Below are 17029 nucleotides of genomic sequence, written 5' to 3'. Positions count from 1 at the left end.
GGCGCGATCCGTCGGGCGGAGCGCCCGAGCGTGACAGAAGAGGCCCGCTCGCGCGAGCGCGAGCGGGTGGGGACCGCGGGCCGGGTCAGACCGTGGCGCGCCAGTCCTCGACGTCGTCCTCGTCGGAGTCGGCGGCGGCGTCGTCGTCGACCACGGGGATCGGCAGCGTCATCGACGAGGTCGGCGGGTTGATGAGCAGCCGTTCGTCCCGGCGGTGCCGCAGCACGTCGTTGATGTACGCGGTCGTGGCCTCGGGCAGGGAGACCGAGCGCTCCTCTTCCTGCGACATGTACCAGCGGTGCTCGAGCAGCTCATGGAACACCTCGGCGGGCTCGAGCCGACCGCGCAGGTCCCGGGGGATCGACCGCACGACGGGCTCGAAGACGCGCGAGACCCACTCGTGCGCCACCATCTCCTCGTCGAGCTGGTCGCGACCGTTCCGCGCCCGGTAGGCGTCGAGGTCGTTGAGCAGCCGTCGCGCCTGGTTCTCGCCAGCGTCGAGCCCGGTCAGGCGCAGCAGTCGACGCTGGTGGTGTCCGGCGTCCACGACCTTCGGCTGGATCCGGACCTGCGAACCGCCCTCGGTCGTGTGGATCGAGAGCTCCTCGATGTCGAACCCGAGTGCGTTGAGCCGTTCGACGCGATCATTGATGCGCCAGCGTTCCTTGACGTCGAACTGCTCGGTGCCGGTCAGTTCCTTCCAGAGCGTCCGGTACTGCGCGACGATCCGGTTCGACACGTCGACGGGGTCGGCGTTCTCGTCGAGGCGGCCGCCGGCCTCGAGGTCGAGGAGCTCCCCGGCGATGTTCACCCGCGCCACCTCGAGGTCGTTCTCGCGCTGGCCGTTCGACAGCCCGCCCGGGTAGAGCTTGCCGGTCTCGGCGTCGACCAGGTACGCGGCGAAGGCTCCGGCGTCGCGGCGGAACAGGGTGTTCGACAGCGAGACGTCACCCCAGTAGAAGCCGATGACGTGCAGCCGGACGAGCAGCAGGGCGAGGGCGTCGACGAGACGCGTCGCGGTCTCCGGCCGCAGGGTCTGCGAGTACAGCGCCCGGTACGGCAGCGAGAACCGCAGGTGCCTGGTGACGAGCACCGGGTGCAGGGGCTCGCCGTGCTCGTCGACGCGGTTCGTGATCACCGCGACCGGGTCGACGCAGGGCACGTCCATCCGCTGCAGCGTGCGGAGCATCTCGTACTCGGCGCGCGCGACCTCTTCGCCGGTCTCCTTGACGGCCGCGACGTACCCGCTCAGGTGCACGAACCGGACGAGGTGCCGTGAGATGCCCTTCGGCAGGGCGACGATGACGTCGTCAGGCCAGTCCTCGAGCGGCAGGTCCCACGGCAGGTCGAGCAGGCCGGGGTCGACGGTGGCGGCGGTGATGGACATGGAGTCGGGCACGGGTGGCTCCTGTTGGTGCGGTGACCGGGGTCGGTCCGGCGGTCTGACGGACGGGAGGCGCGGTGCCAGCTGGCACCGCGCCTCCTGTCCGGCTCTTCCAGCGTTACGCGCTGACGACTGCCTTGTCGTCCAGGCGCTCGCCCGACTCGGTGTCGAAGGCGTGCACGTGGCCCTGCTTCGGGGCGATGACGATCGTGTCACCGATCGACGGGTGCGAGCGGCCGTCGACGCGGGCGACGATGTCGGCGCGCTGGCCGTTCACGTCGGCGTGACCGTACAGGTAGCCGTCGGCGCCGAGCTCCTCGACCACGTCGACCGTGACCGGCAGGCCCTCGCCCGAGGTCGAGACGATGACGTCCTCGGGGCGGATGCCGACCGTGATCGAACCGGAGCGGGCGTTCGACACGGTGTCGCGGTCGAGCGGGTGGTTCAGCGAGCCGAACTTGATGCCGCCCTCGATGACGTCGGCGGGCAGCAGGTTCATCGCCGGCGAGCCGATGAAGCCGGCGACGAAGACGTTGTTCGGCTTCTCGTACAGGTCGCGCGGGGTGCCGACCTGCTGCAGGATGCCGTCCTTGAGCACCGCGATGCGGTCGCCCATGGTGAGCGCCTCGGTCTGGTCGTGCGTGACGTAGACCGTGGTGACGCCCAGACGACGCTGCAGCGAGGCGATCTGGGTGCGGGTCTGGACGCGGAGCTTGGCGTCGAGGTTCGACAGCGGCTCGTCCATGAGGAACACCTGCGGCTGACGGACGATCGCGCGGCCCATCGCGACGCGCTGACGCTGACCACCGGAGAGGGCCTTCGGCTTGCGACCGAGGTACTGCTCGAGGTCGAGGAGCTTCGCTGCCTCCTGCACGCGGGTGGCGCGCTCCTCCTTGCCGACGCCGGCGATCTTGAGCGCGAAGCCCATGTTCTCGGCGACGGTCATGTGCGGGTACAGCGCGTAGTTCTGGAACACCATCGCGATGTCGCGGTCCTTCGGCGGGACGTCGGTGACGTCGCGCTCGCCGATGCGGATCGCTCCGGAGTTGACCTCTTCGAGGCCGGCGAGCATGCGCAGCGACGTGGACTTGCCGCATCCCGAGGGGCCGACGAGGACGAGGAACTCGCCGTCGGCGATGTCCAGGTCGAGGGAGTCGACCGCGGGGCGGGTGCCTCCGGGGTAGAGACGGGTTGCCTTGTCGTAGGTGACGGACGCCATGAGCGTTCGATCCTTCCTTCACCGGCAGGTACGTGCCGGACGATCCGTAGTGAAGCGGTTGCCCGTTGGGGCCCCGGATGGTCGCCGTCGACCATCGCTGCTCATACAACACGACTTCCCCCGCCAGCGCCAGTGTCCGGTCCGACCTGGTTGGCTGGTCCCAGGAAGGACCACTACGATCGGCGGGTCCGTCCGGCGTACGGGGGAAGGCGAGGCCGTGCGGACGTCAGGATCAACGTGAGGACCATCGACGCATGACCAACCGCCCCGAGGGTGACGCACGCGCCGCGCGCAACGAACGACGAGAGGCCGCACGGCAACGGGCCCAGCGAGCACGGGCGCAGCAGAAGCGCCGGCAGCGCGGGACCCGTCTCGGGCTGCAGATCGGCCTCGGGGTCGTGCTGCTCGCAGCGGTGGCGGTCGTCACCCTGGTGCTCGTCGACTCGGTGAAGCCCGCGGGTCCGGGCCCGTCGACGATGTCCCAGGGCGGCATCACCATCGGGCAGGACCTGAAGGCCGTCGACGCCGCCGCAGCCCCGTCGCCGAGCGCGACCGGCGCCTCCGACCCGGTGCGCATCACCATGTACGTCGACTACCTCTGCGACACCTGCGCCCAGTTCGAGAAGGCGAACGGGGACTACATCGCGGGTCTGGCCGAGTCCGGTGCTGCGACGGTGGACATCCATCCCGTCGCCGTGCTGACGAACCGCTCGCAGGGCACGAAGTACTCGCTGCGCGCCGCGAACGCCGCCGCCTGCGTCGCGGACCGGTCGCCCGACCAGTTCTACGCCGTGAACCAGGCGCTCTTCGCACGCCAACCCGACCAGGGCACCTCCGGGCTCACCGACGCGCAGCTCGAGCGCATCGTCACCGGGGTCGACGGGGTGCAGGACACCGCGGCGATCCGCGACTGCATCCGTGACCAGACCTACGCCAAGTGGGTCGACGAGCGCACGGCCGACGTGACCGGTGGGGACATCCCCGGGTCGTCGCTCAGCGAGTTCCCCGGGCCGCCCCTGGTGCTCGTGAACGGCAAGCAGTACGAGCTGACCGCGCCGATCACCAACGACGACTTCCGGACCTTCGTGGTGTCGGCGGCGGGTGCGACGGAGGCGACGCCGTCGCCGACGGCCACGCCGACCCCCTCCGCGAGCGCATCCGCCGGCTGACGTCCGGCTGCGTCCGCGTGCGGGCAGGCGGACCGACCGGAGGACTCCGCGGAAGCGACAGGGTTCGCTGTCCATCCGGCGGCGCTCTGTCGCTCTCGCGGACCGGTCACGAGGCGCATCGCCGCCGCCGCGCCACGGGTGAGCGCTCGCTGCCGTCGTCTAGAGCTGTGAACCGGGGATGCTGAAGGTGTCGCACGCGGTCGCACCGCGCTCGTAGCCCCGCGTGAACCACGCCTGCCGCTGCGCACTCGACCCGTGCGTGAACGAGTCGGGGTCCACCTGACCCGTCGCCCGCTCCTGGATGCTGTCGTCACCGACGGCGCTCGCGGCGGACAGCGCGTCGGCGATCTGCGCCCGGGTGACCGGTTCGAAGAAGGTCTCGCCGGATGGGTCACGGGTCGTGGCGGCCGAGCCGACCCAGGTGCCGGCGTAGCAGTCGGCCTGCAGCTCGACACGGACGCTGCCCGACGACGCGCCCGTGCCCGAGCGGTCGGTGTCGGCGAAGGTGCCCTGGAGCTGCTGGACGTGGTGCCCCCACTCGTGCGCGACGACGTACATCTGCGCGAGCGGCCCGCCGGACGAGCCGTACCGGGACCGCAGGTCGTCGTAGAACGCGGTGTCGAGGTAGATCGAGCGGTCCGGCGGGCAGTAGAACGGGCCGGTCGCCGCCGAGGCCTGGCCGCACCCGGTGTCCGTCGACCCGTCGAAGAGCCAGAAGCCCGGCGTCGTGTACGCGATGCCGAGGGTGTCGGCCTCGCCGGACCAGTACGCGTCGAGCGACTCCGCGGCGCCCTCCATCCGGCACTCCACCCGCTGGTTCGCGTCACGGCCGGTGCGGCACTCCGCTGCCGGCTGCACCGTCTCGTCCTGCTGCTGGATCTGCGTGGTGCCACTGCCGTCGCCGACGAAGCCGCTGAGGTCGACGCCCGTGAACTGCGCGATGAGGAACACCACGATCGCCGCGACACCGACCCCGCCGCCGCCGATCGCCGCCGTCCGCCCGCGACGCTTCACCTTCCCGCCGCGCAGCTGCGAGTCCTCGTTGAACGTCATGCCGCCGACCGTACCCGGAGCCCGCGCTGTACCGCGCCCACTGAGCGTGGCCGGAGGGGGTGCGAGCAGCATGGCGGCATGGCCGACCTCGATGAACAGCACCCACTCTTCCTCCTCGCGATGGACCAGCGGTCCTCGCTCCTGGAGCACACCTACGGCGACGAGTCCGGCGAGCCCGCTGACGAGGCCGACGCCGAGCGCGTCCGCGCCGGCAAGCAGCTCGTCTACCGTGGCGTCCTCACGGCGCTCGCCGCAGGGGCCTCCCGTGCGCGGACCGGCGTCCTCGTCGACGAGCGGTACGGCGCCGACGTCGCCCGGCTCGTCCGCGAGGCCGGGCTGCAGCTCGCGATGCCGATCGAGCAGTCGGGCCGTGACTGGTTCGAGCTCGAGTACGGCGACGACTGGCTCGCGCACGTCGACTCCTTCGACCCGGACTTCGTGAAGGTGCTGGTCCGCGACAACCCCGCGTTCGACGCCAGCGACCGGCAGGCCCAGGCCGAGCGGCTCGCCGAGGTCTCGCGGGTCCTGCACGACGCCGACCGCGCGTTCCTGGTCGAGCTCCTCGTGCCGGCCACCGACGAGCAGCAGGAGCAGGCCGACGACTACGACCGCGACGTCCGGCCCGGGCTGGTGGTCGAGACGATCGGGTACCTGCAGGAGCACGGCGTCGAGCCGGACGTGTGGAAGCTCGAGGGCCTCGACCGCACCGAGGACGCCGAGCGCGTCGTCGCCGCCGTCCGGGCCGGCGGTCGCGACCACGTGCAGTGCATCGTGCTCGGCCGCGACGCCCCGCAGGACCAGCTCGACCACTGGCTGCGCACCGCGGCGCCCGTCGACGGCTTCGTCGGCTTCGCCATCGGTCGGAGCAACTGGGAGGACGCGCTCGACGACGTCGTGCAGCGGGGCCTGGACCACGAGGCCGCCGAGCAGGTGATCGCCGCGAACTACCGGCACTTCGTCGACACCTGGCTCGAGGCGCGTCCCGACGTGGTCGACGGGGTGGACGCCGGCGCGGCCTGAGCCCGGCCCCGCGACCGGTCGGCGTCAGGTGCGGACCAGCGGCTCCGTCGCCGCGAGGTCCGCACCGATGCCGACGTCGACGAGCTCGATGCGGCCCGCGAGCGTCGCGCCCGGACCGGTCAGCAGCCCCGCCTTCACCCCGCCGAACGTGACCGTGACGTCGGCGTGCAGGACGTGGTCGTCGGCCACGGCGCCGGTGTCGACGTCGATGCCGCTCGGTACGTCGACGGCGACGACGAACGGGGCGCGCTGGTCGCGCGCGAGCTCCCGGATCGCGTCGACGACCTGCCGCGCGGGGGAGCGGAGCGGGGTCCCGCCGCCCACCCCGATGCCGAGGATGCCGTCGAGCACGAGGTCCGCCTCGGCGGCGGCCTCGGCAGCGACCGCCGCCAGGCGGTCGGTGTCGGGGGTCGCGGCCGCCCGCAGGATGTCGGCCGCACCTGCGCCGCTGCCGGCCGCTCGGGGGTCCGCCGGGCCGTCCAGGAGGCGCGCCCCGGCGTCCAGCGCCGCTGCCAGGCCCGCCTCGTGGACGCGCGAGCCGACGCGCAGCACCGCCACGTGCCTCCCGTCCGCAGCCAGGCGCGCCCCCGCGAACAGGGCGTCACCGCCGTTGTCGCCGCTCCCCACGAGCAGCAGGACCGACCCCGGACCGTCCTGGGGGCGGACCGCGGGGTCGTCGAGCAGCTCGCCGACGATGCGGGCCAGCCCGTCCGCCGCGCGCTGCATGAGGGGTTCCCCCGCCTCGAGGTGCGGCCGCTCCGCCGCCCGGACCTGATCGCCGCCGTAGCCGTCCATGGGGACCACCCTGCCCCGGTAGCCTGGTGGCGCCATGTCACTCGTCCCCGAAGCGCCCCGTCCCCGTGCCGTGATGTCCCCGGACGGCCTGAAGCTCGCGACGTACGACTTCGGTGACCCGGACGCCCCCGTGGTCGTCGCCGTGCACGGGTTCGCATCGGGCGCGGTCCTCAACTGGCACGCCTCCGGGTGGACCCGCGACCTCGTGCGCGCCGGGTACCGGGTCGTCGCGCTCGACCAGCGGGGGCACGGCGCGTCCTCGAAGCCGCACGACCCGTCCGCGTACTCGATGGACCTGCTCGTCGCCGACGTCACCACGGTCATCGACACCTACCTGCTCGCCGACGTCGCCTTCCTCGGCTACTCGCTCGGCGCGCGGGTCGGCTGGCACACAGCCGAGCGGATCCCGGACCGGATCTCGCGGGCGGTGCTCGGCGGGATCCCGGACGCGGACCCGATGCGCCGGGTCGCGGTCGACCAGGCGAAGGCGTACATCGCCGACGGCACCCCCGTCGAGGACCGGGTGACGAACGGCTACCTGCAGATGGCGGCGAACGTCGAGGGGAACGACCTGCGGGCGCTCGTCGCGATGGTCGAGGGCATGCGGAACAGCGTCGAGCCGACGCCCGAGAACGCGCCGACGCAGCCGATCCTGATGGCGGCGGGCAGCGAGGACGGGATCCGGGACAGCGCCGTGCGGTTGGCCGAGGCGGCGCCGGACGCGTCGTTCTTCGAGATCCCGCGGAGGAACCACTTCAACGCCCCGACGTCGCGTGACTTCCGGGAGGCGGCGATCGCGTTCCTGTCCCAAGGACGCTGAGGGGTACTCGCGGGTCCCCTCGGATCCGGTGCACCGGGCGTAGCGTCCCGGCCATGGACTACAGACTCCTCGGCAACAGCGGGACATCGGTGTCGACGCTGACCCTCGGCACCATGACGTTCGGCAGCGAGGCCGACGAACCCACCTCCCACCAGATCCTCGACACGTTCGTCGCAGCGGGCGGCACGCTCGTCGACACCGCGGACGTGTACTCCGGCAACGAGTCCGAGCGCATCATCGGCCGGTGGCTCGCCACCCACCCGACCGAGGCGCAGCAGGTCGTCATCGCGACGAAGGGCCGGTTCCCCCAGGGCGACGGTCCGAACGACCTCGGCCTGTCCCGCCGTCACCTGCGCGTGGCGCTCGACGCCTCGCTCGAACGGCTCGGCGTCGACCACATCGACCTGTACCAGATGCACGCGTGGGACGCGCTGACCCCGATCGAGGAGACCCTGCGCTTCCTCGACGACGCCGTCTCCGCCGGCAAGATCGGCACCTACGGCTTCTCGAACTACCTCGGATACCAGGTCACCAAGGCCGTGTACGAGGCGAAGGCCCACGGCTGGGCGCCGCCGGTGACGCTGCAGCCGCAGTACAACCTGCTCGTCCGCGACATCGAGCACGAGGTCGTCCCGGCCTGCCTCGACGCCGGCATCGGCCTGCTGCCGTGGTCGCCCCTGGCCGGCGGCTGGCTGTCCGGGAAGTACCAGCGCGACGAGGCGCCGACGGGAGCGACCCGTCTCGGCGAGGACCCGCAGCGCGGCATGGAGGCATGGGAGGCCCGGAACGCCGACGAGCGCACGTGGACGGTGCTCGACGCGGTGTCCGACGTCGCCGATGCGCACGGTGCCTCGCGGTCGCAGGTCGCCCTCGCCTGGCTGCTCGCCCGCCCCGCGGTGACGAGCGTCATCCTCGGCGCACGGACGGTGTCGCAGCTCGAGGACAACCTCGGCGCGGCCGACCTCGTGCTCACCGACGACGAGCTGCAGACCCTGACCGACGCGAGCGCACCGCGGATCGACGACTACCCGTACGGCACCGCCGGTGTCGCACAGCGCGAGCGCCGGATCACGGGCGGACGCTGATCGTCAGCTGCCACTCAGCGCGAGCGCAGACGACGGGGCCGGATCCTGCACATCCGTGCGGGTTCGCGCCGATCGGACCGGAAGCGTGGACACGTCACCGGCCGGGGTGACACCATCGAGGGACGACCGGCTGGTTACCGCGTCGAGCGCCCGGAACGCCTCCTGATCCGCGTTCCGCGCGCCGAGGGGCCTGGACGCACCGTCGTCCGGGCCCTTCGTCGTCAGTCGGCGCGACCCGGCCTGCGCCGCGGGAGCGACGACCGCAGCGCAACCGACCGCAGCGCAACCGACCCGAGCGCCACCGACCCGGGGGACGCCGGTGTGGTGACGGCGAGGGCCGCACCGGCCAGCGCCAGCCCGACGAGCAGCAGCACGAACGCCAGGACCGTGCCGCCGTACGGGTGCCAGGCCTCCGCGCCGAAGACCGAGGCGAACGGTGCCGAGACCCCGACCGCGTACCGGCGGAGCACCACCGCGAAGGCGACGACCTGGCCCACGGCGGCGAGCACCGGGACGACGACCACGAGCGGCCGCAGGGCCCGCGCGCGGAACACGTCGCGGTCCGCGGCGAGCCCGACCACCAGGAGCGTCGCGACGAGCAGGGGCAGGCCGTAGCGCCCCTGCCAGATGATCCCGTACTCGGCGGCGCCGATCCCCTGCAGCACCGCGGGCACCAGCACGGTGGCGGCGATCAGGAACACGGTGCCGGGCAGCGCACGCCGTCGCACCGCGAGGCCGGCGAGGAACACGAGCCCGATGCCCATCGCCCATGCCGTGACGACCCAGGCGGGCAGCGTCGTGTCGAACCAGCCGAACACGCCGACCATCTGCTCGCCCCACTTCGGGGTGAGGGCCAGCGTCCGCAGCGTGCCCTCGACGAAGCCGTAGCGCTCCGGGGACGACGGGATGTACCCGGCCGGACCCGCGACGAACGCCGACCAGAGCACCGCCGGCACGAGGAGGACGACCGCGGCGCCGAGGGCCGCGAGCACCGACCGGCGGCGGAGGAGCTGCACCGCACGCGGCACGTCGGTGAGCAGGACCCCGAGGACCACGACCACGACCATGAGCGGCGACGCGGTGCGCATCGACCCCGCGACGACCCCGCAGACCACCAGGAGCGTGAGCCACCACCGGAGCCGCCGGCCCTCGCCGTCGTGCAGGACGAGCCAGGTCACCGCGGCGAGGGCGGCACACCCGGCGATCTCGACCGAGCTCGGATTGACGAGCGCACCGACGTAGATCGTCATCGGCGTCACCGCGACCGCCGCCCACGCGGGCAGGGCGTGACGGTACCGGAGGGCCGCGCCGACCAGCACCACGACGGCCGCGAGCGCCGAGGTCACGAGGGCCGACACGAGCCGGACCGCGAGGTAACCGTGCGCCCCGTCGAGCAGCAGGGTCGGCCACCCCACGAGCAGGTAGTAGCCCGGGAAGTAGTCGCCGACGCCGGTCTTCACCTCGACCTCGCCGGCCGCGGTCGAGAACGGCGGCATGCAGGTGGCCGGCTTCGCGGCGTCCCGCGCGGCGCACGGGACCGCGCCCTGCGGGTCCGTCACGGCCCTCGGCACGTGGACGGTCGTGATGCCCTGCGCGCCGGTGGGGACGCCGGTCCACTGACCGCGCACGGTCGCCGCGGCCTTGGCGAAGTGGTTGGACTCGTCCGGGCCGTTCCCGATCGGCGTCGCGAGCACCCACGCGGCCGTGAGGAGGAAGACACCGATCCAGGCGACCAGGGCAACGAGCAGGAGACGGGTCCGGTTCACCCGGCAACAGTACAGACCGCTCGGGGAGGGCCGGCAGCGGGACTCGAACCCGCAACCCCCGTATTACAAGTACGGTGCGCTACCAATTGCGCCATGCCGGCTGACGCGCCCATCCTAGCGGCGGACGCGTCGGGGGATCACTCGGTCGGCTCGGCCGAGAAGTTCAGCGACAGCGAGTTCATGCAGTAGCGGTCACCCGTCGGGGTGCCGAAGCCGTCGGGGAACACGTGCCCGAGGTGCGAGCCGCAGTTCGCGCAGCGGACCTCGGTGCGGACCATGCCGAGCGACTTGTCCTCGATGAGCTGGACCGCCTCGGGGCGCACCGACTCGTAGAACGACGGCCAGCCGCAGCCCGAGTCGAACTTCGTGCCGCTCTTGAACAGCTCCGCGCCGCACGCCGCACACGTGTAGATGCCAGCGCGCTCCTCGTCGAGCAGCTCACCGGTCCACGGACGCTCGGTCCCGGCCTGCCGGAGCACGGCGTACTGGTCCGGGGAGAGCTCCTCGCGCCACTGGGCGTCCGACTTGTCGACGTTGTACGCCATTGCTTCCTCCTGCTTCCGGTCGGGGCTCGATGGTGATGCCCGACCCCTTCAGTAAACTCGCGACGATGTCCGAGCATTCCGTCCGCCATGCCCGCTGGACCCGCCTGACGACGGACGAACTGTACGGCATCGTGCGGCTGCGGAACCGCGTCTTCGCGCTCGAGCAGCGGGTCACCGCCGAGGACCTCGACGGCCGTGACCGCGAGCCCGACACCGAGCACTGGTGGTTCGGAGCGGACGGCGATCCGGTCGGGTACCTGCGCCTGGTCCGCCCCGCTCCGGACGAGGCCCACCCCGCCGGGTCCGCCGCGCCGGCCTGGGTCATCGGACGGGTCGCCACCCACCCGGACCACCGCGGGCAGGGGATCGCCGGCCGCCTGGTCGCCGCCGTGCTCGACGCGCACGGGCACGAGCCGTTCGTCCTGCACGCCCAGGAGTACGTCGCGGGGCTCTACGAACGCCACGGCTTCGTCCGGTTCGGCGCACCCTACGACGAGGCCGGTATCCGTCACGTCGGCATGCACCGCCCGTGAGCGGCACACGGGAGCGCTACGCCGCCTACGCGGAGCGGATCGCCACGGTCTCGCCCTCGTACGCCGCGTGGGCGCGCTCGGTCGACGACGACCTGGTCGCGCTCCTCGACGCGGTACCGCAGCAGCAGCGGCAGCCCGAGCTGTTCTTCGCGGTCGCGCGGCTGCTCGGCGCGGACCCGTCGGACCCCGGGGCACTGCGTGCGCTCGGCCGGGAGGCCCGCCCCGCCCTGACGACGGCCCTCGCCTCCGCCACGGTGCAGGCGAACGACCCGCGGCGGCTCGGTCCCGTCGTCCCGGTCCTGCAGGCGCTCGCCGCCGCCGCGGCGGCGGCCGGTGACCCACGGCCGCTCGGGCTCGTCGACGCCGGTGCCGCCGCGGGGCTCTGCTCGATCCCCGACCGGGTGACGCTCGACCACCGCACCCGGGACGGCCTCGTCCGGGTGCACACCGCCGTCGCTGAGCCGTCCGTGCACCTGACGGTCGAGGCCAGCGGGACGGTCCCCGAGCCGACGACCACCCCGATCCGGATCGGTGCACGGGTCGCCCTCGACCCGAACCCGATCGACCTCGCCGAGCCGGGGGCGTTCGATCGCCTGGTGGAGGCCGTGCCGCCCGAGGCGACGGACCGCACCGCCCTGATGCGCGAGGCGGCGCGTGCGACGCTCGCCGTGCCTCCCGTCCGGATCTGCGGCGTGCTGCCCGGCGACCTCGACCCTGCCCTGGACGCGCTGCCGGACGGCGTCCGACCCGTGGTGCTCACCACCGGGACGCTCGTCTACGTGCCGGGGCCGGACCGCCAGCGCGTTGTCGACCGGCTGGCGGAGCACGGCGTGCACTGGGTCGCCCTCGAGCGCACCGGGATCCTGCGCGGTGTGGCCGCGACGCTGCCGGACGACGTCGACGCGACGGACCCGGACGCGTTCGCGACGGTCTCGCTCGACGGGGTCGCGCTGGCGGTCTGCGACCCGTTCGGCGTGCGCGTCCGGTGGTTCCGTCGACCGGGAGCCTGAACCGGGTCTCGCGACAGTCCAGCCGCGTGCCAGGGTCGGACCGCCGGGCACCCCTACGATGTGCGAGACCCGTGACCGAACCGTGACCGGAAGTGCCGTGACCGCCCTCCCCACCGACGAGCTCAGCGAGCTCGACAAGCGCGTGCTCGCGTTCGAGCACGACCGGGCGCGACACGACCGCACCAAGGAAGCGGAGATCCGGGTCGCGTTCGACATGTCGCCGGCGCGCTACTACCAGGTGCTCGACCGCGTGATCGACCTGCCCGCCGCACGCGCGTTCGACCCGCAGCTGGTCGGACGACTGCAGCGGCTGCGGCACGCCCGCACCCGAGCGCGAGCGGCGCGCACGTTCGTCGCCCCCGCGCCCGATCCCCGTGAAGAGGAACGATGACCGAGAGATTCCCGCGAGACCGGTTCGACGACGTCTCCGACGGCCCCCGGGTGGGAGCGCACCGCGGTGCCCGTCGTCGTGGGCGCGGGTGGATCGCGTTCGCGTGGGGCGCCCTGGCCACCGGCGTGCTCGTGCTCGTCGGTGTGCTCGTGCTCGCGCTGCTGAACGGCAGCTACTCGTTCCCGGGGTCGACCTCGACGCCGAGCCCCTCGACGAGCTCCTCGGCGTCCGCCGCGCCCTCGGAGACGCCGTCCGAGACCCCGTCGGCACCCGCGTCCGAGGAGCCGAGCGCGGCGGAGCCGTCGGCGCAGGGCACGACGAGCGTGGTCGTGCTCAACGGCACGACGACGACCGGACTGGCCGCCCGTGGCAGCCGCGCGCTGACCGCCGCCGGGTGGAAGGTCACGTCGACGGGGGACGCCGGCACGACGGGGACGACGACCTCGGTCGTGTACTACCAGCAGCCCGAGCAGCAGGCCGTGGCGCAGGGGGTGGCGAAGGCCCTCGGCATCGCGACGGTGGAGCAGTCGTCGGCCTTCCCGAACGCGGACGTCAGCGTCGTGCTGGGCGCCGACTACGGCGGCTGACGCACGGTCCCACGGGGCATCGGCGCGCGGTTTGTGACAGGGGTGTTTCGGGCACGTTGATTCTTGACGGAATCGGCGTGAAAGAACGTCACACCCCTTGCCTTGCCGCGGATGTTGCACGAGAGTCATCGCCAGACGGCGACGGCGTCGTTCGCAACACCAGCACCAGGGAGCAAGAGATCATGGCCAACGGAACCGTGAAGTGGTTCAACGCCGAGAAGGGCTTCGGCTTCATCACCGTGGATGGAGGGGGCCAGGACGTGTTCGTGCACTACTCGGCAATCGACATGTCGGGGTACAAGGTCCTCGAGGAGGGCCAGGCGGTCACCTTCGACGTCGGCACCGGGGCCAAGGGCCCGCAGGCAGAGGCGGTCCGACCCGCCTGAGTCCGGGACCACCCGTCGACGCGCCGTCCCCTCGGGGCGGCGCGTTCGTCGTGTGCGGGCCGACGCAGTGCTGCCGTGTTGCTGCAGGGGTGCCGCTGCGGTGGGACCGGCGCCATCGGTACCGGCCGGTGGACCCGGTGCCGCACCGCCCGCTGCTCCGTCTCCTGGGAAGTCGAGCCGTGCCTCCCGGCTGTGTTGCACTCGCACCCGGCGAGTGCCAGAATCGGCGTTGGCACTCGCTCACGCTGAGTGCCAGCACGACCCCCATGACGACGTCCGGGAGGGACGAGAAACTCACATGGCTAAGATCATTGCTTTCGACGAGGAGGCCCGCCGTGGCCTCGAGCGCGGCCTGAACACCCTGGCCGACGCCGTGAAGGTGACGCTCGGCCCGCGCGGCCGCAACGTCGTCCTCGAGAAGAAGTGGGGCGCCCCCACGATCACGAACGACGGTGTCTCCATCGCCAAGGAGATCGAGCTCGACGACCCGTACGAGAAGATCGGTGCGGAGCTCGTCAAGGAGGTCGCCAAGAAGACCGACGACGTCGCCGGTGACGGTACGACCACCGCGACCGTGCTCGCCCAGGCGCTCGTCCGCGAGGGCCTCCGCAACGTCGCCGCCGGTGCCGACCCGGTGTCGCTCAAGCGCGGCATCGAGAAGGCCGTCGCCGCCGTCTCCGACCAGCTCCTCGCCAACGCGAAGGACATCGAGACCAAGGACCAGATCGCCGCGACCGCGTCGATCTCGGCCGCCGACTCCACCATCGGCGAGCTCATCGCCGAGGCGATCGACAAGGTCGGCAAGGAGGGCGTCGTCACCGTCGAGGAGTCGAACACCTTCGGCACCGAGCTCGAGCTGACCGAGGGCATGCGCTTCGACAAGGGCTACCTGTCGCAGTACTTCGTCACGGACCCGGAGCGCCAGGAGGCCGTCTTCGAGGACCCGTACATCCTCATCGTCAACTCGAAGATCTCCAACATCAAGGACCTGCTCCCGGTCGTCGACAAGGTGATCCAGGCGGGCAAGCAGCTGCTCATCATCGCCGAGGACGTCGACGGCGAAGCCCTCGCGACCCTCGTCGTGAACAAGATCCGCGGCATCTTCAAGTCCGTCGCCGTCAAGGCCCCGGGCTTCGGTGACCGTCGCAAGGCCATGCTGCAGGACATCGCGATCCTCACCGGCGGCCAGGTCATCTCGGAGGAGGTCGGCCTCAAGCTCGAGAACGCGACCCTCGACCTGCTGGGCAAGGCCCGCAAGGTGATCATCACCAAGGACGAGACCACGATCATCGAGGGCGCCGGCGACGACGAGCAGATCGCGGGCCGCGTCCGTCAGATCCGCTCCGAGATCGAGGCGACCGACTCCGACTACGACCGCGAGAAGCTCCAGGAGCGCCTCGCCAAGCTCGCCGGTGGCGTCGCCGTCATCAAGGCTGGTGCCGCGACCGAGGTCGAGCTCAAGGAGCGCAAGCACCGCATCGAGGACGCCGTCCGCAACGCGAAGGCCGCCGTCGAGGAGGGCATCGTCGCCGGTGGTGGCGTCGCGCTCATCCAGGCGTCCGTCGCGCTCGACTCGCTCTCCCTCGAGGGTGACGAGGCGACCGGTGCGAACATCGTCCGCGTCGCGATCGACGCGCCGCTCAAGCAGATCGCGCTGAACGCCGGTCTCGAGCCGGGCGTCGTCGCCGCCAAGGTCCGCGAGCTCGAGTCGGGTCACGGCCTCAACGCCGCGACCGGCGAGTACGTCGACCTGGTCGCCGCGGGCATCATCGACCCGGCCAAGGTCACGCGCTCGGCGCTGCAGAACGCCGCGTCGATCGCCGGTCTGTTCCTCACGACCGAGGCCGTCGTCGCCGACAAGCCCGAGAAGGCCGCGGCCATGCCGGCCGGCGACCCCACGGGTGGCATGGACTTCTAGTCCCGGTAGCCGGAAGGGCCCCGCACGCTGCGCGCGTGCGGGGCCCTTCCGCGTGCGGCGGCGAAGGCGGCGGTGGCGGCGGTCGGGGCCCTTCCGCGTGCGGCGGCGAAGGCGGCGGCGCTCCCATCGGTCGGCGCCGGTGGTTCCGGTTGCACGACTTGCCGCTCAGCTTCGTCGCCGACGGCACGTCGTGCGACGAGAACGTCTGCGCGCGGCACGTCGTGCGATCCGGTCGCGAGCACCTGTCCCGCACAGGAGGCTCAGCCTCGGTCGGTCTCCACAGGTGCGCCCGCCTCGACCAGCGGTGACTCGTCGCGCGTCCAGGATGCGGACATGACCACCCCTCGCGCACTGCCGGAGAGCCTGGCGAACCGGGCCTTCACGGTCGCAGAAGCACGGCGGTACGGCGAGGGACCGAATCGCATGCGTCGTGCCGACCTCCGGAGCCCCGTCCACGGCGTCCGGGTGCTGCGCGACCGCGAGGTCGGGCTGGTGGAGTGCATCGCCCTGGTGCTCCGCCCCGAGCAGCGCTTCAGTCACACCACCGCGGCCTGCCTGTGGGGAGCGCCGGTGCCGCGAGCGTTCCGAGACGCGACGTCGGTCCACGTCGCGACGGTCGGCACGGCGAGTCTCATGCGGCGCCCGGGCGTCACAGCGCACCGGGCGACCGACCACGACACCGCAGCGCTCGACGGCCTGCCACTCAGTGCGCCCGCCCGTGCGTGGGCAGAGTGCGCCACGCTCCTCGACCTCCGGTCACTCGTCGTCCTCGGCGACCACCTCGTCGGCCGCGCGGGGCTCGCCACGATCGAGGACCTCGGACGAGCACTCCGTCCGCGCGGGCACGGGGTCGTCCGCGCGCGAGCAGCCCTGGAGGCAGTGCGACCGGGGAGTGAGTCACCGATGGAGACGCTGATCCGTCTCGACGTCGTGGACGCCGGCTTCCCCGAACCCGAGCTGAACCGCGAGGTGTTCGACGAGCGCGGGACCTTCCTGGGGCGTGTGGACATGTGCTGGCCGCAGCTCCGGATCGCACTCGAGTACGACGGCGACCACCATCGCGAGCGCGAGGTCTTCCGGCACGACCAGCGCCGCGGGAACGGGTTCGCCGTCAACGGCTGGATCGTGGTGCACGCGACGGCTGCCGACGCCGCTCGACCCGCGGTCCTGTTCGAGCGGCTCCGACAGGCCTTCGCCTCCCGGGCGTGAGTCGGTCCGCGGCACGTCCCTTCCGTGCCAGCCTCCGGTCGCACGACCTGCCGCCGGCGGGCGCTCAGGTCGCATGACTTGCCGCCGAAGCCGGCGATGAACGGCAAGTCCTGCGACCAGAACAACCAGTGCCGCCGGG

At 72.3% G+C, this 17029-nt stretch carries 17 protein-coding genes and 1 tRNA gene; 11 read left to right on the top strand and 7 right to left on the bottom strand.

The window, feature by feature from the left end; genetic code table 11:
• Positions 1 to 85: 85 nt before the first annotated feature.
• Entirely contained in the window at positions 86 to 1399 is a 1314-nt protein-coding gene (locus tag C1N91_RS14505; protein ID WP_137768293.1) for a DUF4032 domain-containing protein, read from the bottom strand.
• A 103-nt stretch (positions 1400 to 1502) separates the two neighbouring features.
• Complete coding sequence (locus C1N91_RS14500; protein ID WP_137768292.1) at positions 1503 to 2603, bottom strand: ABC transporter ATP-binding protein; 1101 nt, start codon at positions 2601 to 2603, stop codon at positions 1503 to 1505.
• Between the two features lie 254 nt (positions 2604 to 2857).
• Between C1N91_RS14500 and C1N91_RS14495 the strand changes: the two genes are divergently transcribed.
• Entirely contained in the window at positions 2858 to 3772 is a 915-nt protein-coding gene (locus tag C1N91_RS14495; protein ID WP_175416046.1) for a DsbA family protein, read from the top strand.
• 159 nt (positions 3773 to 3931) lie between these two features.
• On the opposite strand, the gene ypfJ is transcribed toward C1N91_RS14495, so the two are convergent.
• Positions 3932 to 4825, bottom strand: coding sequence for a KPN_02809 family neutral zinc metallopeptidase (ypfJ, locus tag C1N91_RS14490; protein WP_137768290.1), 894 nt, complete (start codon positions 4823 to 4825; stop codon positions 3932 to 3934).
• Between the two features lie 78 nt (positions 4826 to 4903).
• Between ypfJ and C1N91_RS14485 the strand changes: the two genes are divergently transcribed.
• Complete coding sequence (locus C1N91_RS14485; RefSeq protein ID WP_137768289.1) at positions 4904 to 5845, top strand: 2-deoxy-5-keto-D-gluconate 6-phosphate aldolase domain-containing protein; 942 nt, start codon at positions 4904 to 4906, stop codon at positions 5843 to 5845.
• Between the two features lie 24 nt (positions 5846 to 5869).
• On the opposite strand, the gene C1N91_RS14480 is transcribed toward C1N91_RS14485, so the two are convergent.
• On the bottom strand, positions 5870 to 6640 hold the full coding sequence (locus C1N91_RS14480; protein ID WP_137768288.1) for an NAD(P)H-hydrate epimerase: 771 nt from the start codon (positions 6638 to 6640) through the stop codon (positions 5870 to 5872).
• Between the two features lie 34 nt (positions 6641 to 6674).
• On the opposite strand from C1N91_RS14480, the gene C1N91_RS14475 reads away from it, so the two are divergent.
• Entirely contained in the window at positions 6675 to 7460 is a 786-nt protein-coding gene (locus C1N91_RS14475) for an alpha/beta fold hydrolase (protein WP_137768287.1), read from the top strand.
• A 53-nt stretch (positions 7461 to 7513) separates the two neighbouring features.
• Positions 7514 to 8545: an aldo/keto reductase gene (locus tag C1N91_RS14470; protein WP_137768286.1), complete on the top strand. Its 1032-nt coding sequence runs from the start codon at positions 7514 to 7516 to the stop codon at positions 8543 to 8545.
• A 221-nt stretch (positions 8546 to 8766) separates the two neighbouring features.
• Here the strand turns inward: C1N91_RS14470 and C1N91_RS14465 are convergent, their stop codons facing one another.
• The 3 genes from C1N91_RS14465 to msrB form a co-directional block, all read right to left on the bottom strand.
• On the bottom strand, positions 8767 to 10311 hold the full coding sequence (locus C1N91_RS14465) for a DUF2142 domain-containing protein (protein WP_137768285.1): 1545 nt from the start codon (positions 10309 to 10311) through the stop codon (positions 8767 to 8769).
• Between the two features lie 28 nt (positions 10312 to 10339).
• Positions 10340 to 10412 (bottom strand) — tRNA-Thr (locus C1N91_RS14460).
• Positions 10413 to 10448: 36 nt separating this feature from the next.
• Positions 10449 to 10856 carry a peptide-methionine (R)-S-oxide reductase MsrB gene (gene msrB, locus C1N91_RS14455; RefSeq protein ID WP_058750676.1) on the bottom strand — a complete coding sequence of 136 codons (408 nt, stop codon included), beginning with the start codon at positions 10854 to 10856 and terminating at the stop codon, positions 10449 to 10451.
• Positions 10857 to 10921: 65 nt separating this feature from the next.
• Here msrB and C1N91_RS14450 point away from each other — a divergent pair, with 65 nt between their 5' ends.
• The 7 genes from C1N91_RS14450 to C1N91_RS14415 all read left to right on the top strand — a co-directional run bounded on the left by C1N91_RS14450 (position 10922) and on the right by C1N91_RS14415 (position 16890).
• Positions 10922 to 11389, top strand: coding sequence for a GNAT family N-acetyltransferase (locus tag C1N91_RS14450; protein ID WP_137768284.1), 468 nt, complete (start codon positions 10922 to 10924; stop codon positions 11387 to 11389).
• Positions 11386 to 12399: a DUF2332 family protein gene (locus tag C1N91_RS14445; RefSeq protein WP_137768283.1), complete on the top strand. Its 1014-nt coding sequence runs from the start codon at positions 11386 to 11388 to the stop codon at positions 12397 to 12399. The genes C1N91_RS14450 and C1N91_RS14445 overlap by 4 nt, the downstream gene beginning before the upstream one ends.
• Before the next feature lie 97 nt (positions 12400 to 12496).
• A complete protein-coding gene (locus tag C1N91_RS14440) occupies positions 12497 to 12790 on the top strand; it encodes a DUF3263 domain-containing protein (RefSeq protein ID WP_224441782.1) in 294 nt (97 codons plus the stop codon).
• A complete protein-coding gene (locus tag C1N91_RS14435) occupies positions 12787 to 13377 on the top strand; it encodes a LytR C-terminal domain-containing protein (RefSeq protein ID WP_137768282.1) in 591 nt (196 codons plus the stop codon). The genes C1N91_RS14440 and C1N91_RS14435 overlap by 4 nt, the downstream gene beginning before the upstream one ends.
• Before the next feature lie 182 nt (positions 13378 to 13559).
• Positions 13560 to 13763, top strand: coding sequence for a cold-shock protein (locus tag C1N91_RS14430; RefSeq protein ID WP_058726184.1), 204 nt, complete (start codon positions 13560 to 13562; stop codon positions 13761 to 13763).
• A gap of 298 nt (positions 13764 to 14061) precedes the next feature.
• Complete coding sequence (gene groL / locus C1N91_RS14425; protein WP_058729929.1) at positions 14062 to 15681, top strand: chaperonin GroEL; 1620 nt, start codon at positions 14062 to 14064, stop codon at positions 15679 to 15681.
• 333 nt (positions 15682 to 16014) lie between these two features.
• Positions 16015 to 16890: a hypothetical protein gene (locus C1N91_RS14415; RefSeq protein ID WP_137768280.1), complete on the top strand. Its 876-nt coding sequence runs from the start codon at positions 16015 to 16017 to the stop codon at positions 16888 to 16890.
• Positions 16891 to 17029 lie beyond the last annotated feature (139 nt).

It is taken from the genome of Curtobacterium sp. SGAir0471 (genome assembly GCF_005490985.1).
Classification (GTDB): domain Bacteria; phylum Actinomycetota; class Actinomycetes; order Actinomycetales; family Microbacteriaceae; genus Curtobacterium.
The sequence above is the reverse complement of the archived record's forward strand: the minus strand, read 5'-3'. Positions and strand labels throughout refer to the sequence as shown.

What these genes read in the sequence shown, in the direction of transcription:
- C1N91_RS14480 (WP_137768288.1), bottom strand. Translation starts at nt 6,640, where the DNA reads ATGGACGGCTACGGCGGCGATCAGGTCCGGGCGGCGGAGCGGCCGCAC.
- C1N91_RS14485 (WP_137768289.1), top strand. Translation starts at nt 4,904, where the DNA reads ATGGCCGACCTCGATGAACAGCACCCACTCTTCCTCCTCGCGATGGAC.
- groL (WP_058729929.1), top strand. Translation starts at nt 14,062, where the DNA reads ATGGCTAAGATCATTGCTTTCGACGAGGAGGCCCGCCGTGGCCTCGAG.
- C1N91_RS14495 (WP_175416046.1), top strand. Translation starts at nt 2,858, where the DNA reads ATGACCAACCGCCCCGAGGGTGACGCACGCGCCGCGCGCAACGAACGA.
- C1N91_RS14435 (WP_137768282.1), top strand. Translation starts at nt 12,787, where the DNA reads ATGACCGAGAGATTCCCGCGAGACCGGTTCGACGACGTCTCCGACGGC.
- C1N91_RS14430 (WP_058726184.1), top strand. Translation starts at nt 13,560, where the DNA reads ATGGCCAACGGAACCGTGAAGTGGTTCAACGCCGAGAAGGGCTTCGGC.
- ypfJ (WP_137768290.1), bottom strand. Translation starts at nt 4,825, where the DNA reads ATGACGTTCAACGAGGACTCGCAGCTGCGCGGCGGGAAGGTGAAGCGT.
- C1N91_RS14415 (WP_137768280.1), top strand. Translation starts at nt 16,015, where the DNA reads ATGACCACCCCTCGCGCACTGCCGGAGAGCCTGGCGAACCGGGCCTTC.
- C1N91_RS14475 (WP_137768287.1), top strand. Translation starts at nt 6,675, where the DNA reads ATGTCACTCGTCCCCGAAGCGCCCCGTCCCCGTGCCGTGATGTCCCCG.
- C1N91_RS14500 (WP_137768292.1), bottom strand. Translation starts at nt 2,603, where the DNA reads ATGGCGTCCGTCACCTACGACAAGGCAACCCGTCTCTACCCCGGAGGC.
- C1N91_RS14450 (WP_137768284.1), top strand. Translation starts at nt 10,922, where the DNA reads ATGTCCGAGCATTCCGTCCGCCATGCCCGCTGGACCCGCCTGACGACG.
- C1N91_RS14470 (WP_137768286.1), top strand. Translation starts at nt 7,514, where the DNA reads ATGGACTACAGACTCCTCGGCAACAGCGGGACATCGGTGTCGACGCTG.
- msrB (WP_058750676.1), bottom strand. Translation starts at nt 10,856, where the DNA reads ATGGCGTACAACGTCGACAAGTCGGACGCCCAGTGGCGCGAGGAGCTC.